Annotated in this window: 11 protein-coding genes, 1 pseudogene and 1 riboswitch; of the genes and pseudogenes, 1 reads left to right on the forward strand and 11 read right to left on the reverse strand. The window is 39.2% G+C overall.

Features of this window, described 5'->3' with window-relative positions:
- Positions 1-83: 83 nt before the first annotated feature.
- Positions 84-189, reverse strand: a riboswitch (TPP riboswitch).
- The 8 genes from ACZ47Z_RS10630 to ACZ47Z_RS10665 all read right to left on the reverse strand — a co-directional run bounded on the left by ACZ47Z_RS10630 (position 156) and on the right by ACZ47Z_RS10665 (position 10,471).
- On the reverse strand, positions 156-431 hold the full coding sequence (locus ACZ47Z_RS10630) for a hypothetical protein (protein ID WP_170962606.1): 276 nt from the start codon (positions 429-431) through the stop codon (positions 156-158). It overlaps the preceding riboswitch by 34 nt.
- Positions 364-2,295, reverse strand: a complete 1,932-nt coding sequence (locus ACZ47Z_RS10635; protein ID WP_464525556.1) for an AAA family ATPase — start codon at positions 2,293-2,295, stop codon at positions 364-366. Before ACZ47Z_RS10635 ends, ACZ47Z_RS10630 begins: the two co-directional genes overlap by 68 nt.
- Positions 2,296-2,438: 143 nt before the next feature.
- Complete coding sequence (locus ACZ47Z_RS10640) at positions 2,439-3,197, reverse strand: SDR family NAD(P)-dependent oxidoreductase (RefSeq protein WP_020436695.1); 759 nt, start codon at positions 3,195-3,197, stop codon at positions 2,439-2,441.
- Positions 3,198-3,286: 89 nt separating this feature from the next.
- Positions 3,287-5,149: an amylosucrase gene (locus tag ACZ47Z_RS10645; protein WP_055157224.1), complete on the reverse strand. Its 1,863-nt coding sequence runs from the start codon at positions 5,147-5,149 to the stop codon at positions 3,287-3,289.
- Between the two features lie 16 nt (positions 5,150-5,165).
- On the reverse strand, positions 5,166-7,355 hold the full coding sequence (locus tag ACZ47Z_RS10650; protein ID WP_412310180.1) for an alpha-galactosidase: 2,190 nt from the start codon (positions 7,353-7,355) through the stop codon (positions 5,166-5,168).
- 82 nt (positions 7,356-7,437) lie between these two features.
- Entirely contained in the window at positions 7,438-8,283 is an 846-nt protein-coding gene (locus tag ACZ47Z_RS10655) for a carbohydrate ABC transporter permease (protein WP_015529572.1), read from the reverse strand.
- The gene (locus tag ACZ47Z_RS10660; RefSeq protein ID WP_054752296.1) at positions 8,283-9,161 is read right to left on the reverse strand and encodes a carbohydrate ABC transporter permease; all 879 of its coding nucleotides are present in this window, start codon (positions 9,159-9,161) and stop codon (positions 8,283-8,285) included. The genes ACZ47Z_RS10655 and ACZ47Z_RS10660 overlap by 1 nt, the downstream gene beginning before the upstream one ends.
- Positions 9,162-9,178: 17 nt before the next feature.
- Positions 9,179-10,471 carry an ABC transporter substrate-binding protein gene (locus ACZ47Z_RS10665; RefSeq protein ID WP_412310179.1) on the reverse strand — a complete coding sequence of 431 codons (1,293 nt, stop codon included), beginning with the start codon at positions 10,469-10,471 and terminating at the stop codon, positions 9,179-9,181.
- Positions 10,472-10,693: 222 nt separating this feature from the next.
- Here ACZ47Z_RS10665 and ACZ47Z_RS10670 point away from each other — a divergent pair, with 222 nt between their 5' ends.
- Positions 10,694-11,545, forward strand: coding sequence for an AraC family transcriptional regulator (locus tag ACZ47Z_RS10670; protein ID WP_412310178.1), 852 nt, complete (start codon positions 10,694-10,696; stop codon positions 11,543-11,545).
- 26 nt (positions 11,546-11,571) lie between these two features.
- Here the strand turns inward: ACZ47Z_RS10670 and ACZ47Z_RS10675 are convergent, their stop codons facing one another.
- The 3 genes and pseudogenes from ACZ47Z_RS10675 to ACZ47Z_RS10685 all read right to left on the reverse strand — a co-directional run bounded on the left by ACZ47Z_RS10675 (position 11,572) and on the right by ACZ47Z_RS10685 (position 13,893).
- On the reverse strand, positions 11,572-12,810 hold the full coding sequence (locus tag ACZ47Z_RS10675; RefSeq protein ID WP_412310177.1) for a Wadjet anti-phage system protein JetD domain-containing protein: 1,239 nt from the start codon (positions 12,808-12,810) through the stop codon (positions 11,572-11,574).
- A gap of 26 nt (positions 12,811-12,836) precedes the next feature.
- Positions 12,837-13,034: pseudogene (locus tag ACZ47Z_RS10680) on the reverse strand (AAA family ATPase); the annotation flags it as partial.
- 310 nt (positions 13,035-13,344) lie between these two features.
- Positions 13,345-13,893 (reverse strand): prolyl oligopeptidase family serine peptidase, encoded by a 549-nt coding sequence (locus tag ACZ47Z_RS10685; protein WP_412310176.1) that lies wholly within the window; start codon positions 13,891-13,893, stop codon positions 13,345-13,347.
- Between the last annotated feature and the right edge of the window lie 6 nt (positions 13,894-13,899).

Genomic DNA, 13,899 nt, shown 5'->3' on the forward strand with positions numbered 1-13,899 from the left:
CTCTCGCTCAATCTCAACTTACTCCAATCTTCAATTTTGCCTGATTAGTAAAAAAGAGAGATACCAACAAATGTATCTCTCTAAAGTACTGCTTTATACATTCCTACGTTGGCATTATCCAAATCAGGTTATGGGTCGAAGTTCTCAACTTCCTCTCAGCCTGGTACACAAGCTCCCCGTGTTTTCTTCACATGATTAGTATAAAAGCTTGTCTGATAGATGTCAACCGTTTTCTCTCCATCTGATACAAGATCTTTTCCGTTACTGTTCACACAATGTGCGACCAGTAACGCATCTCGCCATTTTAAATTGCCTTTGGCGATGGGGCGAGATGCATTCAAGCCAAAACATGCATCCTCCGTGTCAATCAGCGGAGTGATTGACACGGGAGTGAACAGTAACTCTTTTCCCGCAATGTGCCAGTCCAACATAACACACTTCTCCGGTCATCTCTGCGTCATATTGTTTTTCCTTTATCTGTTCCAGTGCCTTTTCTGCAAGCTTTTCTAAATCGTCTTTTTCATCTTTGGTATACTTGAATTCCAAAATTAAATTTGGATATCTGTCATGTTTTGCATAAAGACAGATATCACTTCTGCCTTCTCCGGTTTCCCGATTGCTTTTGATATCATAATCCTTTCTAAGAAATGCACACATTCCAAGCGTCATCATATGGTAACTATTCTCATCTTTCAGATCATGATAAGATGGCAATTCCAAAAGAACTCCCTGATACTCTTCTGCAAAACGTTCCATATCCTTTCTTTTAAGAGCATTTAACATCTTTTCCATATGTCTCTCATCGATTTTCAGATGACATGCTGTTAATTCTTTGAACACTTTCCACACTTCCAGATTAGGAACCCGAAGTCGGTAATAGTCCTCTTCGATTTCTTTTGTAATTGTTACAATTCCGGCATTTACAAGAAGTCCACATAAATTTGCTTCGTCCATTTTTTCATAATAAGTCATTGAAAAATCTACTGTCACTTCTACTTCACCTTCTGTGACCAAGGTCTCATATTCTTTCTCAAAAGACCTTCCCTGTACTTCAAGTGCATTACGTAAAATACTGTTTTCGCTTGTATTAACCCAATAAGAATCCATCCTTCTTCTTGCCGCATAACACGATATTGACCATGGATTATATACATCTGTACTGCCAAAATGATATCCATCGTACATCTTTTTCAGCTCATCTGAAAATTCTGCTTTACAATAAGCAAGCAGCTCTTTTACTTCTTGCTCTGTAAAACCAAAACAGTCATCATAATCTTCATCCTGCACTGTGCAAACAACTAAATTATTGAGACCCGAAAATATATTTTCCTTCGCAATTCTCTGAATTCCTGTCAGAATTGCCTTTTGAAGATAATCGTTGCCTTTCAGGGATGTTGCCAGAAAACGATTCAACATGGCTCTTACTTCATCATAATATCCTTCGGAATTTGCAGACATAAACGGAGTATCATATTCATCTAACAGCAAAAATACTTTTTCTCCATAATACGTACTCAGTGCCTGACAAAGAACAGCAATTGAACGAATTACATGATTTTCTATTTCTTTTCCGATGCTTTCCTGACATAAACTATTATAAATCATATTGAATTCTTTCACCTGGAATTCTGACAGTCTTCCATCATTAACCATCTGATAAAAGCGCTCATACTCCGCACGTACAGTATCTTTCAATGCATAACACAAAGATTCTGCATCCCCCGCTTTCACGTTAAGGAAAGACAAAAATACAACAGGATATCGATTGAGCTCCTTGTAGTGGACAGATTTTGTAATCTTTGTTCCACAAAATAAATCGGAGGAATCTTTTGTGCAGTCAAGAAATTCTGCCAACATTGACATATTAAGTGTCTTACCGAACCTTCTCGGTCTTGTAATTAATGTAATCTGATACCAGGATTCTAAAAACTGTTCAATAAACTGTGTTTTGTCCACATAATAGGCTTGTTTTTCACGCAAATCGCGAAAGTCCTGTACTCCTATTGCAAGTTTAGGTTTTTCTTCTTGTATCCCAGATACATTGTACAGAATGCTGTCTTCCTTTACCACGTCACAACTTGCAACATAAGTTGGTTTTCTTCCAAATAATTCATCTAAGGAACAGGCTAACACCTCACTTATTCGTTCCAGTACTTCAAAGTCCGGTGTTCGGTTTCCATTCTCATAATTAGTATAAGTCGATCTGGAAATCCCCAGTTTTTCTGCCATCTGCGCCTGAGTGTAGACCCGGGATTTACGTAATTTTGTCAAATACTCGTTAAATTTTGTTTTCATAGAATCACCGCTTTTTTTCTTTTAATATACGCCTTTATGTTTCATTTTGCAACATTCTTTTTTATTTATATACAAAGAAGGACAGAAAGGTTAACAAAGCGAAACCTTTCTGTCCTTTTTAAATAGTTGCTATCTTATTTTCCTTACAGCATAGCTCCGAAATCTGTTACGATTGCCTGTCCTGTAATCGCCTTTGATTCATCGCTTGCAAAGAACAGGATTACATTTGCTACATCTTCTGCTGTACAAGATGGTGTTCTAAGATTACTGTGTGTTGACATTGCACCGATCATATCCGGGTCAAGTGCTGCCGGATTTGTTCCTGATGTCATTGGTGTAATGATATTTCCCGGGCAGATTGCATTACAACGGATTCCTGTTGCCTGGAAACGAAGTGCTGTATGCTTTGTCACTCCTACGATTGCTGCTTTAGATGCTACATAAGCAGCTCCGCCACATCCTTTCACTCCAGCGATAGAAGCAACATTTACGATAGATGCTCCTGCCTGCATCTTCTGTGATGCAGCACGCATGCAACGCATAGTTCCTTTTTCGTTCGTCTCTACGATACGATCAAGATCTTCGTCTGAGAATCGATCGATTGGTTTCAGTCCTTCCTCAAGAATTCCTGCATTATTCACAAGAATGTCTACCTTGCCATATTTCTCGATCACGAGATCCATCAGTCGCTCCGGATCTCCCTTCTTTGAGATATCTGTTGAAACAGCGAAAACTTCTCCTCCTGCTGCCTTAATCTCTTCTGCTACTTTCTCCAGTGCAGCCTCTCTTCTCGCTGTGATAACAACAGTTGCGCCCTCTTTGGCGAACATCTTTGCTGTTGCTTCTCCAACTCCTGAGTTACCACCTGTAATAATAGCTACTTTACCTTTCAAACGATCCATTTCAAAGATCCTCCTTTGTTGTTATAGATAAAATTATACAATTCTTCTTTCAGTATTTCAATCTATTTATCTATATTTTACATTTTGTTTTATGCTTTATATTTCATCCAAACAAATTCATAGCCTTTCAAAACTGGATCTTTCACTTCTACAATTTCACCATTCACCAGATTTCTGAAAATGCCTTCTTCCTGCATCCACGCAGTCTGTTCACTTTCGCTGAAATTAAACAGTGCAATAAATCGTTCTCCCTTATACTCTCTGAGGATTCCTAAAATACTGTCATTGTGAACATCATATGTATATACTTCTGCTTCCTGGGAAAAGACATTTTCCTGTCTTCGGATCTGTTCCAATCGGTTCAACATCTGGAACAATTGTCCCTGTACAGTAGAAAGATCTTTTCTCTTATCCGCGAGTTCCCACAGGAATGCTCCTCTGTGGAGATAACGTGAATCAGATGCTTTTTCAGCATCATCTTTATAACTATAATCATTTACCTGTCCTAACTCATCACCACTGTAAAGCATCGGAATTCCCGACTGTGTCAACATGTAAGCGTGGAGCATGAGATCTTCTTGAATTGCCGTCTGCATCTTTTCTGCATTTCCTTCAAATCCCGCTGCTTCAATTCCGCACATGGATGCTGTTGTTCCACAAAATCGTGCATCTTGAGTTACAGGATCATCGTTATATAACTCTCCACGGCTGATGCTGTCTGCTACCTTTCCGGTGAAATAATCATTCAGATAACGCTTATGAGAAGGCTCTTCCATTCCCCATTGTTTCAATGTATCAAAATCAAGCCCCCAACCGATATCGTCGTGACAACGAAGGTAATTCAAAAATGTATATTGCTTTGGCAGACGGCTAACTATATCCATCTGTTTCTTCAAAAGCCGGATGTCTCTTGTCGCAATACTATTCCAGGTCGTCGCCATTGTTGTCACATTATAGAGCATATGACATTCCGGTTTTTCAACTGTACCAAAGTACGGCACCACCTTTTCCGGCTCCATAACCACTTCGCCAAGAAGTATCACGCTCGGACAGACAATTTCTGCAATCATACGCATCATTCTGACAATCGTATGTACTTCTTTCAGATTCCTGCAGCTTGTTCCTAACTCTTTCCAGATGTAAGGAACTGCATCGATACGGATAATATCCATTCCCTGATTCGCAAGAAAAAGAAAGTTATACATCATTTCATTAAATACTCTTGGATTACGGTAATTTAAATCCCACTGATATGGATAAAACGTCGTAAGCACATAATGCCCGATTTCCGGAAGCCATGTGAAATTTCCCGGTGCAGTTGTAGGAAATACCTGTGGAACAGTTTCTTCGTATCTCGCCGGAATATCACCGTTATCATAGAAGAAATAACGGCTCATGTATTCTCCTTCGCCTGCTCGTGCACGTTTTGCCCACTCATGTTCCTCAGAAGTATGATTCATCACGAAATCCATGCATACATTCATACCATTTTCATGACATTTTTCTGTCAATCTGGCAAGATCTTTCATTGTACCGAGATCTGGTCTTACTTTCCGAAAATCTGCCACGGCATATCCACCGTCTGATTTTCCTTTCGGAGTATCCAGAAAAGGCATAAGATGAAGACAATTTACATTACACTCTTTCAGATAAGCTAACTTTTTTTCTACACCTTTCAGATTACCGGCAAAGTTGTCAATGTACAACATCATGCCAAGCATTTCTTTTTCCTTAAACCAGTCAGGATTCTTTTCTTTCTTAATATCTCTTTTTTTCAACTCTGTGCTACGCTTCAAGTAGTAATCATGCATCTGCTCACAAAGTTCTGCATACATTGCATCATTTCCATACAACTCCATGTAAAGCCAGCGTAATTCATCCTGATGTTTTTCCATACGCTGTGCAAAGATTTTTTCTGTATTATTCACATTCTTCACCATTTTCTGTTCCATCGTCAACCAATTTATTTTACTCTTTCACAAAACAATACTGATATGCCTGATATTCGCCCGGCTCTATCGGAAGCGGCATGCCGCCATACATAAGTGCAGCTCCGGTGTATCTTTTTCCACTCTTTTCTTCTCGATATACAGCTGTTTCTTCAAGCCCTTGAAGTTTTACATAATTTACTGTCATATTTCCATGAATCACCTGCATAACTATATTTAAAAGAACTTTACTTTGTTCTTTCTCATCTGTATGCACAAACTCCCATGCACAGATTTCTTCTGTTGTCGGATTTGAGAGACGATAGTACAATCCGTTCTGAATAATCGACGCATAGCTCTTATATTCTGCGATTTGCTCTCTGATCTCCTGCTTTTCTTCTTCAGAAAGTTTCATAAGATTCAGCTCGTATCCAAAAGTTCCGGACATTGCAACAACACCTCTTGTATGAAGTGGGGTCTTTCTTCCTGTCTGATGATTCGGCACTGCTGACACGTGAGAACCTACTACCGATACCGGATAACCAAAGGATGTTCCATACTGGATCCGTAATCTGTCAATTGCATCCGTATTATCACTACACCAGATTTGCGGAGTGTAATACATCATACCGGCATCAAATCTTCCACCTCCACCGCTACAGCCTTCAATCAGCAGATTCGGATATCTCTGCACAAGACGTTCCAGGAAATCATATAGTCCCAATACATAATCATGTAACACTCTTCCCTGATCTCTTGTTACAGAAGAATAAACATCCATCAGGCTTCGGTTCATATCCCATTTTACATATTCGATATTACCCTGATCCAACACCTTGCAAATCTGATCATAAATTTCATCTACAACTTCTTTTCTTGAAAAATCCAATACAAGCTGATTTCTGCTTCTGACCGGATTTCTACCCGGAACCGTCAATGCCCAATCTGGGTGTTTCCGATAAAGATCACTATCTTCTGAAACCATTTCCGGCTCGATCCAGATACCAAACTTCACACCCAGATCATTAATTTTCTTGATCAGATTTCCAAGTGTGCCACCAAGTTTCTTCTCATTCACAAACCAGTCACCCAGTCCGCTATTATCATCATCACGTTTTCCAAACCAACCATCATCCATAACAAGCATGTCAATATTGACTTCCTTCGCCGCTTTGGCAAGCTCATAGATTGTATCTCCGGTAAAATCGAAATAAGCTGCTTCCCAGCTATTGATCAAAATTGGACGAATTTCTTCTTTATATTTGCCTCTGCAGATATGTTGTCTGATACAATGATGCAGATTCTGAGACAAGCGATTCATTCCTTCTGAGGAATAGGATAAAATCACTTCCGGAGCCTGGAACATTTCTCCTGTTTCCAACGGATAGCGAAAAGCTTCTTCCTGAAGTCCTAGCATCATTCTTGTCTGGTTTAACTGATCTTTCAACACTTCTCCCTGGAAACATCCACTGTATACAAAGGACATTGCATAACAATTTCCTTTGTCTTCTGTCGTTTCTTTTTCTGCAAGGATCATCATCGGATTGTACTGATGACTGGAGGTTCCTCTGACACTTCCGATTTTCTGTGTTCCATGCACAACCGGAACTCTCTGAACATTTCGCTCCATCGCATGTCTACCATAAAATGTTAGAAGCTCATAATCTCCGTAAAGAAAATCCAGACTTGCTGACTCAATTTTGTTTAAATAGATTTTGCCACTGCTTTCATTTTTCACACTTACACTTCTTGTAATAATATCCTGTGCGGGAAGCACTCCATAAAGAAGCACCACCTTAACTCCCGTCACCGGATCTTCCATTAAGATTTCCAGTGTCTGTGCTTCCTCCTCACTTGCATAAACTGCCGGAAGTCCTTCCAGATTATATTTTCCATCAATGATTACATGACTCTTGTAACGAAGGTCGCAGCTCATACTTCCATCTGCATTTTCTACTGCAAATGCTGTACTTCTGAAATCTCCGTTCCCGTAACAAGGAAATTCCTGTGGAAGTGTATCCATTGAATACGTACGATCTTCTCCTGCATCATATGGATTTCCCGAAAATCCCCTGTCATAATATGTCAGAAGATAGTCCATACATCCATCGGTTTTCTTCCCGTAATATAGATGTAACAAAAATCCATAGCGATCCACCTGCATCTGATATGTCGTATTTTTTGTCTGTAAAGTAAATGTTCTGTCTTTCTCGCAATATATAATTCCCATATCTAAATACTCCTGTTTTCCATTTTAGCGAAGCAAGATCTGCATTACTGTCTGTTCTCGCTTCGCTATCTTTTACTTTTTATTATTTCACTGCTCCATTAACAACTCCGTTGAGGATATGCTTCTGACAGATCAGATAGAAGATCAGAATCGGAAGCAGTGCCAACAGATAGGAGGCAAATGCCAGATTATAATTTGTTCCAAACTGTGTCTGGAAGTTTAGCTGTGCCAGTGGAAGTGTATTTCCGCTTCCTGAACCGGACATGATGACGAGTGGTGTCATTACATCGTTCCATGTACCAAGTGCTGTCAAAACTGCAACTGTCGCATGCATTGGTTTCATGATTGGGAAAACAATCTTCCAATACGTTTTCCATGTGCTCGCACCATCCACGCAGGCTGCTTCTTCCAATGCCAACGGGATATTTGTCAAATATCCTGAATAAAGCAATACATTCATAGGCATATAAAATACAACGTACAGAATAATAACTCCTGCTCTGTTTGCCAGTCCCATCTGCGCCGTCTGTTTTACAACAGGCATCATCAGAATTGCAAATGGAACAAACATTCCGCTGACAACATAGAAATAAATGAATTTGTAAAATTTACTCTTCTTATTTCTTCCGATTGCATACCCCAACAGTGAATGAATCAGAATTGAAAGGACAACTGTTACAAGTGTAATAAATACACTGTTTCCGAGAGAATGCCAGAAATCTGTCACTCTCATTGCCTCAGCAAAATTATCAAGGCTCAAATGACTTGGCAAGGAAAGGATTCCGCTGATACTATTCGTCATCTCAGAAGGCTTCTTCAGTGCAATTACGATTGTCATATACAGTGGAAAAGCAACCGTAATCAAACCAAGTAAAAGTAAAATCGTTACAGGCCAGTTTACTCGTTCTTTTATTTTCATTTTTTCCATTACAGCTGTTCCTCCTTTTTCCCTGTGATTGTCATCTGTAATACAGAAATTACAACAATAACGATAAAGAATATCACTGCGTTTGCACTCTGGAATCCAAACTGACCGCCACTCATACCATTGTTATAAATCAGATAAGAAATGGATTCTGTACTCTGTGCCGGACCTCCTTTGGTCAACGCCATGATCTGATCAAATACCATCAGAAAGTTTTTCACACAGAGTACCATATTTATGCTAAAGAATGGAATAATGAGAGGGAATGTCAGATGTCTGAACTTATTCCATCCTGTTGCACCGTCAATCGCTCCTGCTTCGTAAACATCCTCCGGAACTGTCTGCAGTCCTGAAATATAAATAATTGTATTCATCGCAATCGACTGCCATGCACACACGATTACAACTGCGATCCATGCCAGTTTTGTACTAGACAGCATACTGGAAGAAAGGGTCTTGCTTCCAAGCATTTCTCCGAAAGCCGGAAAAATGTATGTAAAAAAGTAATTGAAAATGTATCCTACAACCAACGCTCCGAGAACATTTGGAATAAAGTAGGCACCACGAAACGCACTCTTGAATTTAATCTTACTATTCAGTCCAAGTGCAAGGATCAAACTGATTACATTTGTCACAATCGTAGCTACAATTGCAAGTTTAAATGTAAACAGATAAGAACCTCCGACTCTGCTGTCTGTAAAAAGATCCTGATAATTTCTAAGTCCTACCCAGTCAAAGCTTCCATAACCTTTGAAATTCGTAAAACTGTAAATCACACCTTTGATCAGTGGCAATGTATTAAAACAGAAAAACAGTGCCACGATCGGAATTGTTATCAGAAGAAAGGTCATTTTTCTTCCACTCATTGATTTCTTTCCCATGCTTGAATTCCCCTTCCTTAATCTTCGTCCGCATGCTCTTTCTCGTAATCTTCCACTTTGCGGATGATATCACGGTTATATCTCTTCCAGTCTGTATCAAACTTTGTTAAGAATGCATCCACATCCCCTTTCATAAGAAATGTCTGAATCTGCGCATCTACTGACATCTCTGAAGGATAGTAATGATCCTGGTAATCTGCCATTCTTCCTTCTTCTATGAAAGATTTCACTCCATCAAGTGTTGAAGCAAGTTCAAAATCTCCTTCCTTACAAGGAACCGCTTTCTGTTCATCCAGATAACTCTGTACATTTTCATCTTTCAAAAGGAAATCAAGCACTTCATACGCTGCCTCTTTGTTCTCGCAATCTTTCATAACACTGAACTGAAGATCCACACCAGAGTTCAGCTTGTTCTCTGATGCATCATTATTAGCCGGCATTACAAAGGAATCGATATCCATATCTGGATTTACTGTCTGAATCTGTGGGATTGCATAACTTCCGATCGTGTACATTGCAGATTCTCCGTTTGCAAATGCTGTACAAGCTCCATTGTAATCATAGGCAAATGGATCTTTTGGCCCATAGGCAAGCAATGCCTGTGTCTTTTCTGCTACTTCTCTATATTCATCTGAAAATGTTGTCTCTCCTTTGTTCACCTGGCTGCAGACATCTGCCGGTGCAAGATCAACGGCGATCGCATTCCACGGTGCAAGACAAGTCCATGTATCTTTAAATCCAAAATACAATGGCTGGATTCCTTCACTCTGGATCTGTTCACAGAGGGCTATAAATTCATCCCAGGTTTCCGGAATTTTCCAGCCATATTCCTCAAACATTGCTCTGTTGTACAGAACTCCTGCTGCATTTGCCACATATGGAACGGCATACACGCCATCCTCCGGTACAAATTCAAGCGCTTTGTCTATATCCAGGTAAGCCTGTTTAATAGAGTCCAGGCCTTCATAATCTGAAATATCCATCAACATATCAGAGTCAATAAAGTTAGAGAAATTGACATCTCCACCGATTCCGATAATATCCGGAGCATCTTCTCTGATAAAACGTGTTTTAAGTACTGTCATTGCATCATTCGGAGATTCAATCGTCAAATGAATATCGTCATGAGTTGCATTGAATTCTTCTTCAATCTTCTCAAAGGTTTTTACTGCCTCCGGTTTATACTGCACAAGCTCGATTTCTATCTTTCCGCTATTTTCACTCTTCTGTCCGCAGCCTCCAAGTATCATTGCCGAAGTCATACAAAGTATCAATCCCATGCAAATGATTCGATTGCTCTTCTTATACATTTCATTACTCCTTCCTTTTACCATACACCTTTCATTTTGACACATTCCGGAATATTTTTGTCTCTTTATTCGGGTTTTCTATTTGATAAATAAATTCTAACATATCTTTATGCGACTATAAATATCTGTATTTTTTATGTTTTATAGCAAAATGCAATTTTCCCTCTCATATATTGAAGTTATCTAGCATTTTGATATATAATGATATCAGAGGTGATTTAAATGAGCGATTTACTTTTTTCTGTATTTCCAAATGAAAATTTTGTTGATCTTGGATTATATCAATATGGATGGGAACAATGTGCACCGGCACATTCTTTTGGTCCTGCCGCAAGAAATCATTACCTTTTCCATTATGTAATTTCCGGAACAGGAACATTACTTGCAGATGATGAAAACGGAAACACCATCACTTGGCAGGTAAAAAGCGGACAGGGCTTCATGCTTTTTCCGGGACAGGTCAATACTTATATTGCTGATTCCACGCTTCCGTGGGAATACACCTGGGTAGAATTCGATGGTCTTCGTGCCCGTGAGATTGTTACAACCGCAGGTCTGAGTTTGAATCATCCGGTTTATCATGCCAGTTCAAAAGAACTTCGCAATCAGATGATGGAAGAAATGCTTTATCTAAGTCGGCATTCTGAAGAATCCCCATTCCATTTGATCGGACACCTTTATCTGTTTTTAGATTATTTTATGCGTTCTGCTGCAACAGTTCACGTAAAGCAAAACGGAAGTATTCGGGACTTTTATGTCAAAGAAGCTCTTTCGTACATTGAACAGAATTTTCAGAATGATATTTCTGTAGAAGATATTTCCGCATTCTGCGGATTGAATCGAAGTTATTTCGGAAAAATTTTTCACGATACGATTGGACGTTCTCCACAGGAATTCCTGATCAGTTATCGTATGACTAAGGCTGCAGAGCTTTTGAAGATCACTTCACTGTCAATTGCAGATATTGGGAATGCCGTAGGGTATCCGAATCAGTTGCATTTTTCACGTGCATTCAAAAATGTCTATGGGATGTCACCAAGAAATTGGAGAACTGAAAATAAAATAGAACTATGAGAAACACGCTCTGCGAGTTTCTCAAGTTATCCTATTAACATCTCCTGTTCAATTTCCATTTCACTTTCCAGGATACATTGCTTCAACGCTTCCAATTGTCCAGCATTTAATGCCTCTAATTTTTTCTTCTTCTCACTGTTTAGTTTAATGCCTTTTCCATTTTTCAAAGCATCCTCATAAGAAAGAACATCCATCTTCCATGGAGTCAGATTTGGGAAAATATTTTTCTCATTGTATAAAAAGATCTGTATTCCACCGTAATCCATATCTCCCCAGTGATAACACTGGATTTCTTCCGGTGCTGTCTTCATTAACATTTGCAAAAAGCGAACTTCTTTTGGCGAAAAGTAGCCATGACAAAAGATATATAAAACTTTTGGATCATATTCCATGCTTTCGTAATTCGCTTTATTCTCAATTACAATAATTTTTTCAACATCATTTCGTAAAGTTGGAACGGCATGCTCTAATGTCTGTGCATTAAGTACTGTTCCATAATAATTCGAAGAAGTGTCAATTTTCTCCTCGCTCGCTATGCCACTGCGATCTGTCAGACAATACTCCACGGCACCTTTCCATTCTAATGTCTGAGAATAACTTAATATTCCATGTGCTGCCAGTATCTCATCATCTGACATTCCCTCGTCATATTGCGGAGAGTATTTCAAAGCTTCAATAACTGCACCTTGATAAATGCGTTCGAAAACTTTAGATGGTGTGATATCATTTTTCTTTTCAAATACTTTAGAGCTGAACACACGCTTCCATTCCGGTTCTTTCAGATCAGCTAAAGCTTTCAGGCATTTAAGAAATTCTTCATCCTCCGCTTTGGATAACTCTTTCGTATTTCCTTTATTCAGCTGTTCTAACACATGATCACAATAAGCGCTTAGACAGCTTTCGGATACATCCACCTGCAGTTTACATATTCTTGAAATTGCCTGTAACTGGCGTTCTCTTGGATCCATGATTCCGATCAGCTCACATAATCTTGGAACCACTTCTACCCTATAATCAATCCTCGTAATATCTGTATTCATTTCTCTCCAGTCAAAATGCAGATATTCTTCTCCGCCTAATGCTGGAATTCTTTCCAAAACTTTTGCCTGTCTGACCAGTTCATCTCTGCCACCTACTGTTTTCAAAAGATTCCCATCCACCTTTGGATGTTTCATTCCTGAGAGATTTCCTATACGATAGTCCTTTGTATTCGTCTTATCGATCAGCCATTTTGCCAATGGCAGATTCTTTTCGTTCAATTCCATATTTTATCCTTCGATTTTCATCAGCACTAATCTGTGAGCAGTCTATCAAGCAACATCTGCCTATTATTTATGAACATTTCCGTTATTTGATAACTCTCTGTTTCTTCATATTCACATAAATGAATTCGCCCATTGTCAAAACAATAGATGTCTGCATCTGGTATACCTAATAGAATAGGCGAATGGGTAACTATAAAAAACTGTGCTCCTTCTTTTGCAAATCTACATAATAAAAATCTTCAATTCCGATTGGAAGCTTTCTTAATTCTGTCATTTGCATCTCCTTTTAATTTAAACCATGAAAAACACGGTTTGTGAGTTTCTCACGTAAAACAGAACCCATGCTATCGTTGTTTTTAATGATAGCATGAATCCTGTTTTCTGCCAAGTAAGGATACTAACGCATTGTGCTATTTAAAGTGTCATCCTTATCCACTCATCCGCCAGCTCCGGCCACTGTTTTACTTCTTCATTTTCCTGTTCTTTCTTACGTTCTGTCTGTCCGGTGAACATTTTCACCATCTCATTCAAAGCCTATTTCGCTTCTTCCGATACAGGAAATGTTCCATCGTTCACTGCCTGCCCCAGTGCAAAAGTCTGTTCCAATGTATATGGTTCTCCAAACTCTTCATTTGCCCATGCTTCATCAGCAAGTGACAATCCATGCTTCCCTTTTGAAAATACATGGAATGCATAAGGAATCTTCTTTTCCTGTAGCGCCTGTGCAAATAAGAAGGAATTCTGAACCGGAACCAGTTCATCTGTCGCCGTCTGCCACAAGAAACATGGCGGCATATCTTCTGTCACTTGTTTTTCCAGAGATATATATTCCAGTTCTTCCTCAGAAGCATCGGCTCCCAAAAGTGCTGTAAAGGAACCTCTATGTGCACAGTCACCTGATGTGATCACCGGATAGGAAAGAATGACTGCATTTGGTTTTGCAGATGCAGTCTGATATCCCATCTCATAAAACTTCTTTGCTACGATCTCACCTTCAGATGGAGAAACTACTGCATATCCACCACCCGGTACGATCAGGATACATGGTCGTGCTTTTTCAACTTCATGAAAATAAAGTTTCATGTTTGG

It is taken from the genome of Mediterraneibacter faecis (assembly GCF_055383675.1).